Genomic DNA, 17712 nt, shown 5'->3' on the forward strand with positions numbered 1-17712 from the left:
AGTGAATACCGAGCGCGTGGATACTGACCTGATCATTGCCGGTGGCGGCCTGTCCGGGGCCACTCTGGCCCTGGCCCTGGCGCGCCTGGTGCCGGAACTGAAGGTAACGGTAGTTGAGGCGTTTCCGCTGTCACCAGAGGCGTTGCCGGAGGATTACCAGCCCAGCTATGACAGCCGGTCGACGGCACTGGCCTGGGGCTCCCGCCTGATCTTTGATCAGTTGGGGCTGTGGCGGCAGTTGTCTGAGCACGCCACCCCGATCCGCCACATTCATGTCTCTGACCGGGGTCGTTTTGGCGCTACCCGTCTGCATGCCAACGAACACGGTCAGGATGCCCTGGGTTATGTGGCAGACAACCGCTGGATGGGCCTGTGTCTGATGCGGGCTTTGCTGGACACCAGGGTAAGTTGGCAGGCGCCGGCTCAGGTGGAAGGCATGAAGCCCGTGGCTGGCGGTGTCCGGGTGGCCATCCGAAAGGATGGTGCACAGAAGGAACTGACCGCGCGTTGTCTGGTGATCGCCGATGGCGGGCGTTCCGGGCTGCGGGAGAAGCTGGGCTTTGTAACCCGCACCGAAGCCTATGGTCAGAACGCGCTGATAGCCAATGTCTCCACCAGCGACAGCCACCAGTTTACGGCTTATGAGCGTTTTACTGAGGCCGGTCCCATGGCTTTGCTGCCCCATGGTTCCCCGAAGCGGCCGGGGCATCAATCGGCCCTGGTCTGGACCCTGGAAAACGAGGCTCTGGACGAGATCCTGTCACTGTCGGATGAACAGAAATGTCAGAAACTGCAGGAACGGTTCGGTTGGCGCCTTGGGCGTTTTACCCACATTGGCCAGTGCCATCATTATCCCCTGAACCTGACTACGGTAGATGAACCCGCCCGCCCGGGGGTTGTGCTGGTTGGTAATGCCGCTCATGCCCTGCACCCGGTGGCTGGCCAGGGCTTTAACCTGGCACTCAGAGGATTGATGACCCTGGTGGAACAGTTTCGTCGGGCGGTTGATGAAGGGATTTCTATTGGTGAACTTTCGGTACTGGGGCGTTACCAACAACTGCATCGGCAGGACTGGCAGCAGACGGTGCAGTTCTCCGATTCCCTGATCCGGATATTTGGGCAGCCGCTGGCGCCCGTTGCCGCCGCCCGGGATGCAGGGCTGGTGGGGCTGGATCTGTTGCCGGGGGCCAAACGCTGGTTCGCTCGCAAAGCCATGGGCACCGGTGGGCGCAAGCCGCTGGTAGGTTCCGGAGTGTCATCTTTCGAGGCGGAAAAACATGACAGGTAAGTCGGTGGGTGCGGCGTGTTTTGACATTCTGGTGGTTGGTGGCGGAATGGTCGGCTCGGCCCTGGCTCTGGGGTTGTCGCGGCAAGGCTGGAATACCGGGCTGGTGGAAGGAGCCCGGGTTCAGGATCTGTTGGCCCCGGGAGCGACCGCCAGCCATACCGATGACTTCGAGCCCCGGGTCAGCGCCATCTCCCTGGCCAGTGAGCAGCTGCTGGAGCGTCTACGGGCCTGGCGCCATGTCCAGGCCGGCAGGCATTGCGGCTATCGTGGCATGACGGTCTGGGATGCCGACGGCACCGGGCGAATTCACTTCGATGCGGCTGAACTTCATGCTGATACCCTGGGTACCATTGTTGAGAACCGGTCGATTGTCCGCGCTTTGTTTACCGAGCTGGCGGACAGTAACGTTACGGTGATTGATGGTGTGCGTGTGCAGGGCTGGAGTGCCGGAGCCGGAATCCAGTTGGACGATGGCCGAACGCAGTCCGCCAAACTGGTGGTCGGGGCCGATGGTGCCCAGTCGCGGCTGCGCCAGTGGTCGGGACTGGCTACCCGGGAATGGGATTACGATCAGCAAGCGATTGTGTGCACCGTCCGTACCCGGCAGCCGCACCAGTACACTGCGTGGCAGCGTTTTTCGCCCACCGGGCCGCTGGCGTTTTTGCCGTTGTTGACGGAGTCTGGAGACGAGCACTATTGCTCTATCGTCTGGTCACAGGATACGGCCGAAGCCCGCCGCCTGATGGCGTTGGAGACCGAGCAATTCCGGTTAGAGCTGGAGCGGGCGATTGAGCAGCAGCTCGGGGTTATCGAATCCGTTTCGCGCCGCTTTGCGTTTCCGCTGCGTCAGCGTCATGCCAAGGAGTATGTTGCCGACGGCCTGGCACTGGTGGGCGATGCTGCCCACACCATTCACCCGCTCGCCGGCCAGGGTGCAAACCTCGGCTATGGCGATGTGTCGGCCCTACTGGGCGAGCTGGGGCGGGCCAAAGAGCTCGCACTTTCGCCGGCAGACCAGACCGTGTTGGCTCGTTATCAGCGCCGCCGTAAAGGCGAGAACCTGGCGATGATGGCGGCCATGGAGGGCTTCAAGCAGTTGTTTGCCCGGGATGAGCTGGCTATCCGGTGGTTGCGCAATACCGGTATGCGCTGGCTGGACAACCTGGCGCCGCTGAAGAACCGCATTGCCGCCGAGGCTATGGGTATAAAACGCTAACGGTTGTCCATTCTGAGTCGCCGGAACTGTTTTCCGGCGGCCTGTTTTCGTAAACTCCTCGCCTTCGTGTTCAATTTGCAAAGGAACTGTCTATGGCCGGCTCCAGCCTGCTCGTATTACTTGATGACATTGCTGCCGTACTGGATGACGTGGCGGTGATGACCAAAGCTGCTACCAAGAAAACCGCCGGTGTGCTGGGCGATGACCTGGCGTTGAATGCGCAGCAGGTCACCGGTGTTCGACCTGCCCGGGAAATCCCGGTGGTGTGGGCGGTCGCCAAGGGTTCGTTTATCAACAAGGCCATTCTGGTGCCGGCGGCACTGGCCATCAGCTTTTTTGTACCCTGGCTCATTACCCCGCTGTTGATGCTCGGTGGTGCCTTCCTTTGCTTTGAGGGGGCCGAGAAGCTGGTTCACAGGTTCCTGCACAAAGAGCAGGAAGAAAAGCACCGGCAAGAGCTGCGGGAGGCTCTGAAAAAGCCGGAGGTGGACCTTAAAGCGGTTGAGAAAGACAAGATCAAGGGCGCTGTCAGGACCGACTTTATTCTCTCCGCCGAAATCATCGCCATCACGTTAGGAACTGTGGCCGACAAGAGCTTCGGAATGCAGTTTGCGGTGCTGACCGTCGTGGCGTTGATGGTGACCGTCGGTGTGTATGGGCTGGTGGCGGGTATTGTGAAGCTGGACGACGCCGGCCTTTACCTGAGCCAGAAAACCAGTGCCTTCGCTCAGAAGCTGGGGCAGGGCATTCTGTGGCTGGCGCCCTGGATGATGAAAACCCTGTCGGTACTGGGCACCATTGCAATGTTCCTGGTGGGCGGAGGTATTCTGACCCATGGTATACCGGCGGTGTACGGGGCCATTCACCATGTGGCCGGAATGATTTCTTCAGTGCCGGAAGTGCTGGTCACCACGGTCGGGGATGGCCTGTTTGGCCTGCTGGCCGGTGCTATTCTGGTTCTTGTTATTACGCCCGTTGCGAAGCTTTGGGAGCGCCGGGCGGCGTAATCCGTGGCGGGGCCGGCCCGTTCACAGGCAGGCGTCAAACAGCCGGCTGATCAGCACTGGCACAGCGGTTTCAACCCGAAGAATTCTCGGGCCCAGATGCACGCTCCGGCAGCCGGCCTCCTCCAGCTTTCCGACTTCGTAATCGGTAAAGCCCCCTTCCGGACCAATGCACAGGGCAGCCGGCTCATTGAGGTGGGTGGGGCAGGGGGCCGCCATGCCCGGATGCGCTACCAGCGCCCGCTTGCCACTTAGCAGTGCCGGCAGTTCATCTTCCACAAAGGGTTTGAACAGCTTACGGATATGGATCTTGGGCATCACCGTGTCTTTAGCCTGTTCAAGCCCGAGGGTCAGGTTCTCTCTCAGGTGATCTTGGGATAGCCAGGGCGTTTGCCAGAAACTCTTCTCCACCTTGTAGCTGTTGATCAGCCAGAGGTCCTTTACCCCCAGAGAAGCACAGGTCTGCAGTACCCGCCGGAACATCTTGGGCCGGGGCATAGCCAGTATCAGCGTGAGCGGTAAGGGGGCAGGGGGTCGCTGATTCAGGGTTACCAGCAATTCGGCCTCGGTCTCTGTCATTGACAGCACTTCACCATGGCCCATCAGGCCGTTTACCCGGCCAGCCGGTATGCGATGGCCGGTGCCGGCTTTGAGCACCGTTTTCAGGTGCTCCAGCCGACGGCCGCGGAGACGCACCCGGTCCGGGGCGACGAAGTCTTCCTCAAACAGCAGGGCCAGATTCATCAGGCTTCGGGCTCTTCTCCGTCGGCCTCTTCCCGTTCCCGGTAGGCGAGGCGACCAAATATGATGCCGAACTCGAACAGAATCCACATGGGCACGGCCAGGAGCGTCTGGGAGATGATGTCTGGTGGGGTCAGCAGCATGCCGATGATGAAACAGGCCACGACCACATAGGGGCGCTTGGCGGCCAGGTCTTGCGGAGTAGTGGCGCCGGTCAGAATCAGTAGTACCGTCGCAATGGGGATTTCAAACGCAATGCCGAAGGCAAAGAACATCTTGAGCACGAAGTTCAGATAACTGCTGATATCAGGCAGTTCGACAATGCCCTCCGGGCCGATGGCGGTAAAGAAACCAAACACCAGCGGAAAGACCACGAAATAGGCGAAAGCCGCGCCAGCGTAGAACAACAGCACGGAAGTAAACAACAGCGGGAAGGCCAGCCGCTTTTCATGGGCATAGAGCCCGGGCGCCACAAAACTCCAGAGCTGGTAGAGAATGATCGGAATGGCGACAAATACCGCCAGAACCAGTGCCAGCTTCAGGGGCGCAAAGAAAGGCGAGGTGATGTCGGTGGCGATCATGGTCTGGCCGACCGGCAAAAGTTCGCGCAACGGCTGGGACAGCAGAAGATAGAGTTCGTTGGCAAACGGATAGATGACGGCGAAACAGATAATCACCGCCAGCACCATTTTCAGTAGCCGGTTGCGGAGCTCGAGCAAATGCTCGATCAGGGGCATTTCCTGCTGTTCAGACGACGTCTGCTGGCCGTTTTGGGTGGCACTCATGAATGCTTGTCCGAAGGGCTGGTCGGTGAGGATTCACTGGGTTGATCGCTGGCCGCCGCCTCGTCCCTGACGGGTTCATGCGGAGGTTCGGGCTGGTCGTCCGCCTCCGGAGAGGGGGGCGTGACCCGCCGGGTTGCCGGCGCCGGCCTGGGCTTGCGGGTCTGATCGTCCGGCAGGATCATGTGCTCGTACTTTTTCGCCTCATCCAGGGCGCCGCGCACGGTCTTCTCCACATCGTCCAGGCCCACATCACCCGCCTTGCGCAGCTCCTCCCGGAGTTCTTCGGCCTTCAACTGCCGGTCCAGTTCACTGGTGAACTGGCTGACCATGCGCCGGGCGCCACCGATCCAGCGGCCAGCCGCCCGCGCCGCCGTCGGCAAACGCTCCGGGCCGAGCACGAGCAATGCAATCACGCCGCAGATCAGCAGCTCTAGAAAGCCGATGTCGAACATTCAGGGGGTGCTCAGCCTTGCTTTTCTTTGGGCTTGTCTTCCGCCTGGGCTTGGTGCTCGGCGTTCTGTTTTTCCAGCGGTTGCTGTTCGGCGTTCTTCTCTTCCTCGTCGTTCATGGATTTCTTGAATCCACGGATGGCGCCGCCGAGATCGCTGCCGATGTTCCGGAGTTTCTTGGTTCCGAATAACAGGATGACGATGCCAAGTACGATAAGAAGTTGCCAGATGCTGATACCCATGAGGGTTCCTCGTTCAAATGTTGCTGTTGCATGACATTGTACGCCAACCGCTACCCCTTGCGGAAATACCCCTTGGGGGTACTCCTTTACGGATTCCGGGAGGCTTTTTCTTCCAGGCCTGACAGGTCGAAGCGGCTGGCCAGTTCATCCAGAACATCCTTCGGGCCCAGGCCTAACCGTGACAGCATCACCAGGCTGTGAAACCAGAGGTCGGCCGTCTCGTACACCAGGTCCCGGGTTTCGCCGGAATGCTCTGCATCCTTGGCAGCGAGCAGCGTCTCGGTGCACTCTTCGCCCACCTTCTCCAGAATCTTGTTCAGCCCCTTGGCATGCAGGCTGGCGACGTAGGATGTGTCGGGATCCGCGTCTTTGCGGGCTTCCAGTACCTGTGCCAGTCGTTCCAGTACATCACTCACGGTGTCTGCTCCTCAGTTGCTGCCGTAGATGGTGTTCGGGTCTTTGAGAACCGGATCGGCGCTCACCCACTGGCCATCTTTCAGGGTTCGGTAAAAACAGCTTCGCCGGCCAGTATGGCAGGCAATGCCACCTTTTTGTTCCACTTTCAGCAGCACCACATCGGCATCGCAGTCGAGCCTGATATCCCGGAGCACCTGCTGGTGCCCGGAGCTCTCGCCCTTGCGCCAGAGTTTGCCACGGGAACGGGACCAGTACACCGCCTGTCCTTCCTCAACCGTGAGCCGGAGAGATTCCCGGTTCATCCAGGCCATCATCAGGATATCGCCATTATTGGCATCCTGGGCAATGGCCGGCACCAGACCGTCTTCTGTCCATTGGATCTCGTCGAGCCAGTCAGGCTGTACGACGTTAGCGGGAGAATCTTGCATTTTTATGAATCCTGAATCTTTGATGGTTCAGCGACTGCCCCGGAGCATGACGCCTGCCGCTCCGGCAAGCAAGACCCAGCTCCAGACCGGCAGATCGGCCAGCCACTGCCCGGCGTGGGGCTGGCTGCCCACCAGGGCCGCGCCTGCCAGAACCAGGGCGATGAAGCCCCGGCGCCAACGGCGTTCGCTGCGCATTTGCTGCTCTTTCATCAGCGCCAGGGTTGCCCGGTTTTGCGCTTCGGTGGGGCCGCTGGAGCGTATCTGTAGTAGTGCGTCGTGAACCAACTGGGGCATCTCTGGCGATTGCTCGAGCCATGATGGCAGGTGGTTCTGCAGAGACTTGATCAGGCCGGACGGACCGATGCGTTTCCGCATCCAGTCTTCCAGAAACGGCTGGGCGGTACTCCACAGATCCAGATCCGGATAAAGCTGGCGGCCAAGGCCTTCGACATTGAGCAGGGTTTTCTGCAACAGCACCAGTTGGGGCTGCACTTCCATGTTGAAGCGCCGGGCGGTCTGGAACAGGCGTAACAGGAAGTGACCAAAGGAAATATCCTTCAGGGGGCGCTCGAAGATGGGTTCGCACACCGTGCGAATGGCGGCCTCAAACTCGTTGACGCGGGTTTCCGGCGGCACCCAGCCAGACTGGATGTGCAGTTGCGCTACCTGGCGGTAATCCCGGCGGAAGAACGCCAGCAGGTTGCGGGCCAGGTAGCTTTGATCGTCCGGCGCCAGGGTGCCGACAATGCCGAAATCGATGGCAATATATTTTGGGTCGGCCGGATTGGAGATATCCACAAAGATGTTGCCCGGGTGCATGTCGGCATGGAAGAAGCTGTCCCGGAACACCTGGGTGAAGAAGATCTCCACCCCTTTTTCCGCCAGTACCTTCATGTTGACGCCCGCCTTTTCGAGTGCGGGTACGTCGGCAATAGGAATGCCGTGAATGCGTTCCATCACCAGCACCGATTTGCGGGTATAGTCCCAGTCGATAAAGGGGATGTAGATCAGCGGGGAGTTCTCGAAATTCCGTCGCAACTGGCTGGCGTTGGCGGCCTCCCGTTGCAGATCCAGTTCGTCGTGGATGGTGGAGTCGTAGTCTGCCACTACCTCCGCCGGGTGCAGCCGCTTGCCTTCGGACCAGTACTTCTCCAGCAGGCCGGCCATCAGGTACATCAGGCCCAGATCCTGGCGAATGACTTTGTCGATGCCGGGGCGCAAAACCTTGACCACCACCTTCTGGCCGTTGGGTAGCGTTGCGGCGTGCACCTGGGCCACCGACGCCGAGGCCATCGGATCTGGACTGAACTCGGCAAACAGTTCCGAGACGGGCGCACCCAACGATTTCTCGATAATGCCTCGGGCCTGTTCACTGGGGAATGGCGGAACCCGATCCTGTAGCTGTTTCAGGGATTCGGCCATGTCATCCGGCAATAGATCCCGGCGGGTAGAGAGAATCTGTCCGAACTTAACGAAAACCGGGCCCAGCTCTTCCAGGGCCAGACGCAGGCGGTCACCCCGGCTCAGTTTTGGCTGTGGGAACAGGTGCCAGGGTGCCAGCAAAAAAAAGATTTTCAGGGGTGTGGGCAGCTCAGACAGCGGCAGAAATGTGTCCAGCCGGTAGCGGCAGAATACCCAGGCAATTCGGAACAGGCGTTGCAGGCGGGTCACAGGGTCTCCGTATTGTTATCGCTGCCGGGTGCTTGCAGTTGCTTCAGCCGAGCCTCCAGGCGTTCGGTGCGCAGGCTCAGCTCATCGATATCCTGAAATGTGGCCTCCAGCTCCCGCCGGCCGGGCAGAGTGCGGCTCTCTTCGTGGACGTATTCCTCCACATTGGCGTTCATGGTGCTGAAAGCCTGGCGGCTCCACTTGACTGCCTGGCGGATGCGTTTGCCGATGAAATGGGCCGGCACATCGCCCAGGTGGTTTGCCATGGCCGCTTCCCAATCCGGTTGCAGCTGGTTCAGAGCGAGCTGCAACTGGTGGGCCAGGGCCGTGTCGCCCTCCACCGTCAGGCGTTCGTCCGCAAATACCCGGTCATCGCCCAGTGCCAGGGCGGCAAAGGCGACCGGCCGCCCGGTGATGATTAACACCGGTTGCGGATCCGGCTGACTGCGAACCTGTACCCGTTCGCCAACGCGATTCAGGGTCCAGTGTATGGTGACCGGGGCCGTAATGGTGAACTGAACCGGCCCGCCCAAGGCGCCCAGCAAGGCACGTTGGCCCGCCGGGTCCAGTGCCAGCGCCCGGTTCAGGGCGCCCTCAATAATGGCGCCTGTCGCAGACAGCAGGGTCGGGCCGGGGAACATCAGGGTTTGATTCCCACGTGCAGGGCCACGATGCCGCCGGTCATGTTGTAGTACTTGCAGTTCACCAGGCCGGCAGTTTCCATCATGCCCTTCAGGGTTTCCTGATCCGGATGCATGCGGATGGACTCGGCCAGGTACTTATAGCTCTCGCTGTCCCCGGCAATCAGCTGGCCCATCAGGGGCAGGGCGGTGAAGGAATACGTGTCGTAGGCCTTGCTCAGCAGCGGGTTGGTGGGCTTGGAGAATTCCAGCACCATCAGCTTGCCGCCCGGCTTAAGTACCCGGGCCATATCCCGCAGGGCCTGATCCTTGTCGGTCACATTGCGTAGGCCGAAAGCAATAGACACCGCCTGGAAACTGTTGTCCGGGAACGGCAGGTGTTCGGCATCGGCCTGTACGTATTCGATGTTGCCGGCGTAACCCCGGTCGGTCAGGCGGCTGCGACCCACCTGCAGCATGGAGGCATTGATATCGGCCAGCACCACTTTGCCGGACGGGCCCACCAGATCGGAAAACTTCATGGTCAGGTCGCCGGTACCGCCGGCAATGTCCAACACCTGATGGCCCGGGCGTACGCCGCTCAATTCAATAGTAAAGCGCTTCCACAGGCGATGAATGCCCATGGACATCAGGTCGTTCATGAGGTCGTACTTGCCGGCGACACTGTGGAAAACCTGGGCCACCTGACCGGCCTTCTGGCTTTTCGGCACATTGCGAAAGCCGAAGTGGGTAACGTCGTCCTGGCCGTTGCCTTGGGTGCCCGGTGCTTGCTGCTCGCTCATGGAAGTTGGTCCTGTCAGAATCTAAGCCCTGTATTCTAACCTTTGAGGGGTTGGCTACAAGTTTATTGCCGGCTTACACTGTAAAACCGTTTCCAAATCACTGAGAAAACTGATTCATGTCTGTTATCGATATCCATCGCGCCCATTCCCTGGACAAGGAGCACGCCCGCGAGGCGGCCGAAACCCTGGCCAAGGATTTGTCCAAACAATTCGATGTCAATTACCAGTGGGAAGGCGATCTGCTGAAGTTCAAACGCAGCGGTGTCAAAGGGCAGCTGGATATTTCCGAGAACGACCTGCATATCCGTCTGGAGCTGGGGTTGATGCTGCGGCCGTTCAAATCCCGCATTGAGCAGGAAATTCACTCCCAGCTGGATCAGATCATTCAGGCCTGAATCCCGCTACAGGTCATCCGGCAGGGAGAAAGGGGTCGGGTGGCCTGCCAGAATGTTGTCCATCACTCGTTGCTCCCGGCTGAGCAGGCGATCAATCAGCAGGTCGACCCGATTCATTTTCCGAAAGGCGCTGTAGCCACGGTGCAGAAAGCTGTGCAGATCACCCAGGTCGGCCATCTCGGCCGGACCGCGGGTCATGGACAGTAGCCAACCGAGGGTGCGATTGCGAACGTAGCGATCCAGTTCCTGCCCGGTTTCCGCTACCAGAGCCAGTTGTCGCTCGCGAATTGCAAGCTGTTTGCTGGCGCGATAAGCCTCGCAGTAACGCTCATCATCAAGACCTGTTGCCGAAAAGCCCTGCTGCGCAAGTATCTCTGCCAGCTCAAGATCGAGGCTCTGGGTAATCAGGTTGAGCTCGACCAGGCCGGCAAAGGTGGCCAGCAGGTGGTCGGGAAGCCATTTCACCATCTTCGGAAATACCCGGTCGATGTTGTCGTCCCGGCGGGTCATGCCGGCAGGGGCATAGAGGTCGGTCAGCAGAAATTCCAGGCCGGTGTGGTAGCCCGGGTGACGGTAGAGATCCAGATGGGTGTTTTTCAGCCGCTCTGCCTGCCAGTCTGCCACCTGGTGGGCCTCATCCCGCAGGGGGTGCCCGGCCTTGTGTTGGCGGAAATCGTGGTATTCCAGCAGCAGGTGTTTCAGACGGTGGGCGTTCTCTGTGTGCACATCCGTGGCAACCAGCCGCTCACGATACATTAAAGGCTCCAATCAACCGGGCAGAAAAGCGCCAGTTTAACGAAGCCTTCGGTGTGACGCACCTGCCCGTTTGCGTTGAATTCAGCCTTGGGCCGCAGCCTCAAGGGTTTCCAGGCCCGGCACCCACTCCTTGCTGTCCAGCGTGATGAAGTGGCTGGGGGCTTCGGTTTCGACAATGCGCATGGTGGTGGGGCTGGTGCGAGCGCTGGCCAGCATGGCCTGGCGATCCAGTATTCGGTCGGTGGCCGGTATCAGGAAGGTCCCGTGGCGCACATGGCGATACACCGAGGTGTCGGTGCGGGCCATCCATTCCATGATGTTCTCGATGTTGCGAACAATGGTCAGATGGTCTTTGGTGGCATAGAACAGTTTGCTCAGCAATTGGCGCTTGCGCGGGTTCATCTTGCCGAAGAAGGTCTGACCATAGGCCGACTGGGGGGCGCTGTTGATCAGGCGAATCAACCAGGGCCACATGCCATGGCTGACTGGTTCGAGCAATGTGGTTACCAGCGCATGCAGTTTGCCCTGGGGCAGGACCGGCGCTTCCAGTACCACTTCCACGTTTTCGTAAAGCTCCGGCCACTGCCGGATGGCCTCCAGAATCACCGCGCCACCCCGGGAATGGCCATGGATCCGGATGTTCTCGGTGCTGGGCAGGTTCTGCAACGACTGGTTCAGGATGCAGGCGTCGTATTCGATGGTGCCTTCAAGGTGTTTGATGGGCACTTCCCAGGCCGGATTCTCTGGCGTTACACCGTTCACCGGGATGTGATAGTTACTGCAGGTGAGCAGAATCAGTTCGGTGGTGGGGCCATCGTAGGCCTGGGTAAAGTAACAGTGATTCTCAAGAAAGCCATGCACGCCAATAACGGTGTGCTCTGCTGTGCCACTGTGATTACGCACAGACACAGCACCCCGGCCCACGCGGTAAACCCGGCCGGAAAACATTTCGGAATAGGCGCTTTCGATCGGTTTGATCAGCTTGCGAACATGACTGGCTTTCATGATTCATCTCCCTCCGGCCGCTTTTCGTTGTGTTATTGGTTTTGCTGAGCCGGTATGACATTTGTACCGTGAATGCCGAACGGGTTTAGTGGCGCCAGTGCCTGCAAAAATGGTGTGTTGAGGCCAATTGGCCGATCCGGGGCACGGTTTTATAACCATGGCACCGGGCCATATAACCAGTATAGGACTGAACAGTTACTCACGTGTAATTTTTTGTAACTCTGTGCGCGGTGCCCGAGGATGGAGCCGGTATCCGGACTCTGGCACAATGCCGGATTGGTTTTCTTTCCTACAGGCACGCTATTGATCGGGGATAATCGGGTTTGAGCCAGGAGCAATCGCATCTCATGCTGCCTTCGGATTCAGCCTGGCTGGCTCTGGAACGGCCCGAAAACCCGATGACCATCACCATCATGCTGAGGGTCGACGGGCTGACGCCGACCCGTTTCCGGGAGTTTCTGGAGGTATACTGGCTGGCCTGGGAGCGGTTCCGCTGCCGCCCGGTGTGGCGTGCGCCTGCCTGGTACTGGGAGAAAGACCAGACCTTTTCCGCCCCCCAGCACCTTGATGTGGCGCTGGACCGATTCGAGCCGGAACAGCTGCAGGACTGGGTCTCCGAGCGCCTGAACGAACCCTTGCCGCTGTATCGTCCACGCTGGAAATTCTGGTTGGCACCCAACGCACAGGGTGGCGCTGCGTTAGTTTTGAGGCTGCATCACTGTTACGCTGATGGCTTGTCCCTGCTGGGTATTTTTGACCGCCTGTGCCCGGCATCGCCGCGACAGTATCCGGCCGTTTATGGATCAACGGAGGAGCCCCGCGCTGGAGCCTGGATGGCGGCTGCCCAAAGCTGGCTGGAAGCCCGGATGGCAGAGGCGATTCCGGCCGTCTCTGGTTCTGTCGATACGCCATCAACGCCAGGCACTGGCAAGAGCATGGCAGGCCGTGCCCTGGAAAACAGTCTGCGCCTGGTGCACGAATTCAGTGAGTTTCTGGTGAGCCCAGAGGACTCTCCGTCTGAGTTGAAACGCCCGCTACTGGGCCGACGCAGCTGCCGCTGGTCCTCCCCGGTACCTCTGTCCCGCTTCCGCACGATTGCCCGGGCAACCGGTACAACCATCAACGATGTCCTGCTCGCCTGCGTGGCGGCGGCAGTCAAGCCCCGACTGGGCATGACTCCGGAGCAACTGGATGAGGCGGTGATGCACGCGGCGGTGCCGGTCGACATCCGGGCTCGCCTGCCCGACGGCGTGCGGCCGGAAGAGGGCGAGCCCGGTAACTGCTTTGGCACGGTGTTCGTGCCTTTGCCGGTGGATGGAGAGAGTGCCCTGGAGCGGTTGTTCCGGATCAAGCATGAAACCCGGAAACTGAAGAAGAGCTGGCAGCCTGGCCTGGCCTGGGGGCTAACCAGCTGCGCGGCACTGATTCCCGAACCGGGACGCAGGCCCTTCGCCGACCTGTTCTTCGGGAAAGCTTCGGCGGTGGTATCTAACGTTCCTGGCACTCCGGACACCCGCTATCTGGCTGGATGTGAGATCACCGAGCAGATGTTTTGGGTGCCTCAGGCCGGTGATATCGGGCTGGGTGTCAGCATTGTCAGCTACGGCGGACAAGTGCAGTTTGGTGTTGTGGCGGACGAGGCTGTGATGGCGGATCCTGCAGCCTTTGTTGAGGATTGCCTGAAAGAGCTGGAGCACTTCGGTGCCGACTAAGACCATCGGATAAGCGGATTATCTTCCCTCTCCATACAAATGTTCCGGATTGAGGTCTACCTTTGTTTTGTTAGCGCGAAAGGCTGCGTTGCCCCGCGACAAATACAACAAAGAGGAAGATGTCATGATCTATGCACAACCCGGAAAAGAAGGTTCCATTGTCTCCTTCAAATCCCGCTATGAAAACTTTATCGGTGGCGAGTGGGTGGCGCCGGTTAAAGGCCAGTATTTCGAGAACATCACCCCTGTTACCGGTGCGGTCATTTGTGAAGTGCCCCGTTCCTCGGCCGAGGATATCGACCTGGCGCTGGATGCCGCCCACAAGGCGGCGCCGGCCTGGGGCAAAACGTCGCCAACCGAACGTTCCAACATCCTGCTGAAAATTGCCGATCGCATTGAAGCCAACCTTGAGCAACTGGCCGTGGCGGAAACCTGGGACAACGGCAAGGCGGTGCGTGAAACCCTGAATGCCGACATCCCGCTGGCCGCCGATCACTTCCGTTATTTCGCCGGTTGTATCCGGGCTCAGGAAGGGCACATGGGCGAAATTGACCATAATACCGTCGCCTACCACTTCCACGAACCGCTGGGCGTGGTTGGTCAGATCATCCCCTGGAACTTCCCGTTACTGATGGCGGCCTGGAAGCTGGGCCCCTGCCTGGCCGCCGGCAACTGTACGGTGCTCAAGCCCGCCGAACAGACTCCGGTCAGTATTCTGGTGCTGATGGAGCTGATTGGTGACTTGTTGCCTCCGGGTGTGATCAACATCGTCAATGGCTATGGCCCGGAAGCCGGCGAAGCCCTGGCGACCAGCAAGCGTATCGCCAAGATCGCCTTTACCGGTTCCACGCCGGTTGGTTCGCATATCCTCAAGTGCGCGGCGGAAAACATTATCCCGTCTACGGTGGAGTTGGGCGGCAAGTCGCCGAACATCTACTTCTCGGATGTTATGAAGGCCGAGCCGGAGTTCATCGACAAGTGTGTGGAAGGCCTGGTGCTGGCGTTCTTCAACCAGGGGGAAGTCTGTACCTGCCCGTCCCGGGCGCTGGTTCAGGAAGACATGTTCGAAGAATTCATGCACAAGGTGGTTCAGCGTACCAAGGCCATCAAACGTGGCAACCCGCTGGATACGGACGTCCAGGTGGGTGCCCAAGCCTCCAGGGAACAGTTTGACAAGATCATGTCGTACATGGAAATCGGTCGCCAGGAAGGCGCGGTTGTACTGACCGGCGGTGACCGTGAGCACCTGGAAGGTGAGTTCAACAACGGCTTCTACATCCAGCCAACCCTGTTCAAGGGCGACAACAAGATGCGGGTTTTCCAGGAAGAAATCTTTGGCCCGGTGGTGGGCGTTACCACCTTCAAGACCGAGGAAGAAGCCCTGGCGATTGCCAACGACACCGAGTTTGGTCTGGGTGCCGGTGTCTGGACCCGAGACACCAACCTGGCCTACCGCATGGGCCGCAACATCCAGGCCGGTCGGGTCTGGATGAACTGCTACCACGCTTATCCGGCCCACGCCGCGTTCGGTGGTTACAAGAAATCCGGGGTTGGCCGGGAAACCCACAAGATGGCGCTGGAGCACTACCAGCAGACCAAGTGTATGTTGACCAGCTACGACACCAACCCACTCGGATTCTTCTGAATAATATGGGTGCGCGGCCGCGGGCTTCCGTGGCCGCTTTGTTCGTCCAACTTTATATTTTGTAGACACTCGGTCTAATTTCTGGGATATTAATTAGACGCTCGGTCTAATTAAGGGTGATGGATGAATCAGCTACCAGTAAAGCGCCGACGGGGCAGGCCGCCCAAATCCTCGGCAGCGAGTTATCAGAACACCCGGGATACCTTGATCCAAGTGGGCCTGGGGGTGCTGACAGAGAAGGGCTACTCCTACACCGGTATAGACGAAATCCTGCGACAGGCGGGCGTGCCCAAGGGCTCCTTCTATCATTACTTCGACAACAAGGAAGCCTTCGGCAGGGCCCTGATTGAGGCTTACGGCCAGTTCTTTGCGAAGAAGCTGGAGCGCTCGTTGTCCGATGCGTCCCTCAGCCCCCTGGCGCGGATTCAGGCCTTTGTGGATGGCGCCAAAGCGGGCATGCAGAAGTTCGATTATCGCCGGGGATGCCTGATTGGCAATCTCGGTCAGGAAATGGCGGCTTTGCCAGAGAGCTTTCGGAGTTTGTTGTGCGCCGTTTTCCGGGACTGGGAGTCGCGGGTTGAGCGGGTTCTCGAAGAAGCTCGCAAGCTTGGTGAAGTGCCCCAGAGCCTGTCCTGCGACCAGATGGCACAATTCTTCTGGACAGGGTGGGAAGGTGCGGTGCTAAGGGCCAAGCTGGAACAATCCCCGGAACCGCTTGACCGTTTTGCCCAGGGCTTTATGGCGCTGGTGCGCGGTTCCTGATGACAACCGATCTACTCACGTTCACGAAACAGTGGAGGCAACATGTTCAAAGCAATCCTGATAGAAGGCAGCCGTGGCGACCAGCAGGTGGCGCTGAAATCCGTTGATGAGTCCCAGTTGCCCGAAGGCGATGTGACCGTTGAGGTGGCCTACACCACCCTGAACTACAAAGATGGACTGGCCATTACCGGCCGCGCGCCCATCGCGAAAACCTATCCGATGGTGCCGGGCATTGACCTGGCTGGCGTGGTGACGGAATCGTCCAACCCTGAGTTCAAGGCCGGAGACGAAGTGGTTCTTAATGGCTGGGGCGTGGGCGAGAAGCACTGGGGTGGTCTGGCCCAGAAAGCACGACTGTCCGGGGACTGGCTGATCCCGCTGCAGGCGCCATTCACGGCCCGTCAGGCCATGGCCATAGGTACCGCGGGGTATACCGCAATGTTGTGCGTGATTGCGCTGGAGAAGCACGGCGTCACACCGGATTCCGGCGACATTCTGGTGACCGGGGCCACTGGCGGAGTCGGCAGCGTAGCCGTCGCCATCCTGGCCAAGCTGGGTTATTCGGTAACGGCAGTGACCGGCCGGCCCGAAGAAGAAGCCTACCTGAAATCTCTGGGTGCCAAACAGATTCTGGATCGGGCCGAGCTGAGCGAGCCCGGTAAGCCGCTGGCTCGTGAAACCTGGGCCGGGGCGGTGGATGTGGCCGGTGGCCAGGTGCTGGCAAACGTCTGTGCCGGCATGAAATACCACGGTGTGGTGGCGGCTTGCGGGCTGGCAGCGGGCATGGATTTCCCGGCGACAGTGGCGCCTTTCATTCTGCGTGGCGTGACCCTGTGTGGCATCGACAGTGTGATGGCGCCGAAAGCAGACCGTTTGCACGCCTGGAAGCGTCTGTCTGAGGATCTGTCCCCTGAGTTGCTGGACAGCATGATCACCGAAGTGGCCTTTGACGACGTCATCGACGCCGCCAGCCGGCTGATGGACGGCAAGATCCGGGGTCGGATTGTGATTCCCGTGGCCGGGTAATTCCGGCCCGTCTCCCTAACGATACAAAGAAACAGAGGACGTACCATGCCAGCACAGAACGAATTGCCCATCAGCCGCTTCCCGGTGCCCGAGCTGGATGCTTTGCCGGAGGATATCCGCAGCCGTATTCTCAAGGTTCAGGAGAAGTCCGGTTTTATCCCCAATGTGTTCCTGGCGTTGGCGCACCGGCCAGCGGAGTTTCGGGCGTTCTTCGATTACCACGATGCCTTGATGGAAAAAGACAGCAACCTCACCAAGGGTGAGCGTGAAATGATCGTGGTGGCCACCAGCAACCTGAACCAGTGTCAGTATTGCGTGGTGGCCCACGGGGCAATTTTGCGGATCCGGGAAAAGAACCCGCTGGTGGCCGATCAGGTGCAGTGAATTATCGCAAAGCCGATATCACCGAGCGGCAGAAGGCCATGCTGGATTTCGCCGTGAAGGTCTCCCAATCAGCATACGAAGTCAACGACAGCGATTTTCAAACGCTGCACGAGCATGGCTTCACCGATGAGGACGCCTGGGATATTGCCGGCATCGCGGCCTTCTTCGGCCTGTCCAACCGCATGGCCAATGTCACCAGCATGCGCGCAAACCCCGAGTTCTACTCCCTGGGACGATAAACAGCCGGGGCTTCGCCCCGGATTTTCCGGCCTGCCGTCTCCCCTGTAATACCTTCTTACATACTCCTGAGCGTCTCCTCGCAATACTCCCTGAAGCCGGTTCGGTTCCGGCAAAGATCAATAATAT

The 17712-nt window shown here is 59.6% G+C and carries 19 protein-coding genes and 1 pseudogene; 9 read left to right on the forward strand and 11 right to left on the reverse strand.

Translation table 11 applies throughout. From position 1 onward, the window contains the following. Nucleotide 1 precedes the first annotated feature (1 nt). From ubiH to ARC85_RS05930, 3 genes are all read left to right on the forward strand, one after another. Nucleotides 2–1288: a 2-octaprenyl-6-methoxyphenyl hydroxylase gene (gene ubiH / locus ARC85_RS05920; protein WP_286714505.1), complete on the forward strand. Its 1287-nt coding sequence runs from the start codon at nucleotides 2–4 to the stop codon at nucleotides 1286–1288. After that, the gene (locus ARC85_RS05925; protein WP_286714506.1) at nucleotides 1278–2504 is read left to right on the forward strand and encodes a UbiH/UbiF/VisC/COQ6 family ubiquinone biosynthesis hydroxylase; all 1227 of its coding nucleotides are present in this window, start codon (nucleotides 1278–1280) and stop codon (nucleotides 2502–2504) included. The genes ubiH and ARC85_RS05925 overlap by 11 nt, the downstream gene beginning before the upstream one ends. A gap of 92 nt (nucleotides 2505–2596) precedes the next feature. Beyond that, entirely contained in the window at nucleotides 2597–3511 is a 915-nt protein-coding gene (locus ARC85_RS05930) for a DUF808 domain-containing protein (protein ID WP_199454065.1), read from the forward strand. Nucleotides 3512–3532: 21 nt separating this feature from the next. Here ARC85_RS05930 and ARC85_RS05935 read toward each other — a convergent pair whose 3' ends face one another. The 9 genes from ARC85_RS05935 to ubiE all read right to left on the reverse strand — a co-directional run bounded on the left by ARC85_RS05935 (nucleotide 3533) and on the right by ubiE (nucleotide 9661). Continuing rightward, entirely contained in the window at nucleotides 3533–4252 is a 720-nt protein-coding gene (locus tag ARC85_RS05935) for a 16S rRNA (uracil(1498)-N(3))-methyltransferase (RefSeq protein ID WP_286714507.1), read from the reverse strand. Continuing rightward, entirely contained in the window at nucleotides 4252–5034 is a 783-nt protein-coding gene (tatC, locus tag ARC85_RS05940) for a twin-arginine translocase subunit TatC (RefSeq protein ID WP_206853479.1), read from the reverse strand. Before tatC ends, ARC85_RS05935 begins: the two co-directional genes overlap by 1 nt. Beyond that, the gene (tatB, locus tag ARC85_RS05945; RefSeq protein ID WP_014422691.1) at nucleotides 5031–5486 is read right to left on the reverse strand and encodes a Sec-independent protein translocase protein TatB; all 456 of its coding nucleotides are present in this window, start codon (nucleotides 5484–5486) and stop codon (nucleotides 5031–5033) included. Before tatB ends, tatC begins: the two co-directional genes overlap by 4 nt. Before the next feature lie 11 nt (nucleotides 5487–5497). Beyond that, the gene (gene tatA, locus ARC85_RS05950; protein WP_222448658.1) at nucleotides 5498–5725 is read right to left on the reverse strand and encodes a Sec-independent protein translocase subunit TatA; all 228 of its coding nucleotides are present in this window, start codon (nucleotides 5723–5725) and stop codon (nucleotides 5498–5500) included. An 86-nt stretch (nucleotides 5726–5811) separates the two neighbouring features. Continuing rightward, nucleotides 5812–6141 (reverse strand): phosphoribosyl-ATP diphosphatase, encoded by a 330-nt coding sequence (locus tag ARC85_RS05955; protein ID WP_011786831.1) that lies wholly within the window; start codon nucleotides 6139–6141, stop codon nucleotides 5812–5814. Between the two features lie 12 nt (nucleotides 6142–6153). Then, complete coding sequence (gene hisI, locus ARC85_RS05960; protein WP_023009608.1) at nucleotides 6154–6570, reverse strand: phosphoribosyl-AMP cyclohydrolase; 417 nt, start codon at nucleotides 6568–6570, stop codon at nucleotides 6154–6156. A 27-nt stretch (nucleotides 6571–6597) separates the two neighbouring features. Further along, complete coding sequence (gene ubiB / locus ARC85_RS05965; protein WP_286714508.1) at nucleotides 6598–8241, reverse strand: ubiquinone biosynthesis regulatory protein kinase UbiB; 1644 nt, start codon at nucleotides 8239–8241, stop codon at nucleotides 6598–6600. Next, on the reverse strand, nucleotides 8238–8879 hold the full coding sequence (locus ARC85_RS05970; RefSeq protein ID WP_286714509.1) for a ubiquinone biosynthesis accessory factor UbiJ: 642 nt from the start codon (nucleotides 8877–8879) through the stop codon (nucleotides 8238–8240). Before ARC85_RS05970 ends, ubiB begins: the two co-directional genes overlap by 4 nt. Continuing rightward, nucleotides 8879–9661, reverse strand: coding sequence for a bifunctional demethylmenaquinone methyltransferase/2-methoxy-6-polyprenyl-1,4-benzoquinol methylase UbiE (gene ubiE / locus ARC85_RS05975; protein WP_014422685.1), 783 nt, complete (start codon nucleotides 9659–9661; stop codon nucleotides 8879–8881). The genes ARC85_RS05970 and ubiE overlap by 1 nt, the downstream gene beginning before the upstream one ends. Before the next feature lie 116 nt (nucleotides 9662–9777). Here ubiE and ARC85_RS05980 point away from each other — a divergent pair, with 116 nt between their 5' ends. Next, nucleotides 9778–10056: a polyhydroxyalkanoic acid system family protein gene (locus tag ARC85_RS05980; RefSeq protein ID WP_011786826.1), complete on the forward strand. Its 279-nt coding sequence runs from the start codon at nucleotides 9778–9780 to the stop codon at nucleotides 10054–10056. A gap of 6 nt (nucleotides 10057–10062) precedes the next feature. Here ARC85_RS05980 and ARC85_RS05985 read toward each other — a convergent pair whose 3' ends face one another. Both ARC85_RS05985 and ARC85_RS05990 read right to left on the reverse strand, forming a co-directional pair. Beyond that, entirely contained in the window at nucleotides 10063–10812 is a 750-nt protein-coding gene (locus ARC85_RS05985; protein WP_199454085.1) for a DUF8198 family protein, read from the reverse strand. Nucleotides 10813–10893: 81 nt separating this feature from the next. Then, the gene (locus ARC85_RS05990) at nucleotides 10894–11817 is read right to left on the reverse strand and encodes an alpha/beta hydrolase (protein ID WP_153740537.1); all 924 of its coding nucleotides are present in this window, start codon (nucleotides 11815–11817) and stop codon (nucleotides 10894–10896) included. A 347-nt stretch (nucleotides 11818–12164) separates the two neighbouring features. Between ARC85_RS05990 and ARC85_RS05995 the strand changes: the two genes are divergently transcribed. The 5 genes and pseudogenes from ARC85_RS05995 to ARC85_RS06015 all read left to right on the forward strand — a co-directional run bounded on the left by ARC85_RS05995 (nucleotide 12165) and on the right by ARC85_RS06015 (nucleotide 17585). After that, complete coding sequence (locus tag ARC85_RS05995; RefSeq protein WP_286714510.1) at nucleotides 12165–13529, forward strand: WS/DGAT domain-containing protein; 1365 nt, start codon at nucleotides 12165–12167, stop codon at nucleotides 13527–13529. 124 nt (nucleotides 13530–13653) lie between these two features. After that, a complete protein-coding gene (gene exaC, locus ARC85_RS06000) occupies nucleotides 13654–15174 on the forward strand; it encodes an acetaldehyde dehydrogenase ExaC (protein WP_199454089.1) in 1521 nt (506 codons plus the stop codon). Between the two features lie 123 nt (nucleotides 15175–15297). Continuing rightward, the gene (gene acuR, locus ARC85_RS06005) at nucleotides 15298–15936 is read left to right on the forward strand and encodes an acrylate utilization transcriptional regulator AcuR (protein WP_199452770.1); all 639 of its coding nucleotides are present in this window, start codon (nucleotides 15298–15300) and stop codon (nucleotides 15934–15936) included. Between the two features lie 42 nt (nucleotides 15937–15978). After that, complete coding sequence (acuI, locus tag ARC85_RS06010) at nucleotides 15979–16962, forward strand: acrylyl-CoA reductase (NADPH) (protein ID WP_023011238.1); 984 nt, start codon at nucleotides 15979–15981, stop codon at nucleotides 16960–16962. A gap of 45 nt (nucleotides 16963–17007) precedes the next feature. Further along, nucleotides 17008–17585: pseudogene (locus ARC85_RS06015) on the forward strand (peroxidase-related enzyme). Nucleotides 17586–17712 lie beyond the last annotated feature (127 nt).

Source organism: Marinobacter sp. tcs-11 (assembly GCF_002049515.1).
Taxonomy (GTDB): domain Bacteria; phylum Pseudomonadota; class Gammaproteobacteria; order Pseudomonadales; family Oleiphilaceae; genus Marinobacter; species Marinobacter nauticus.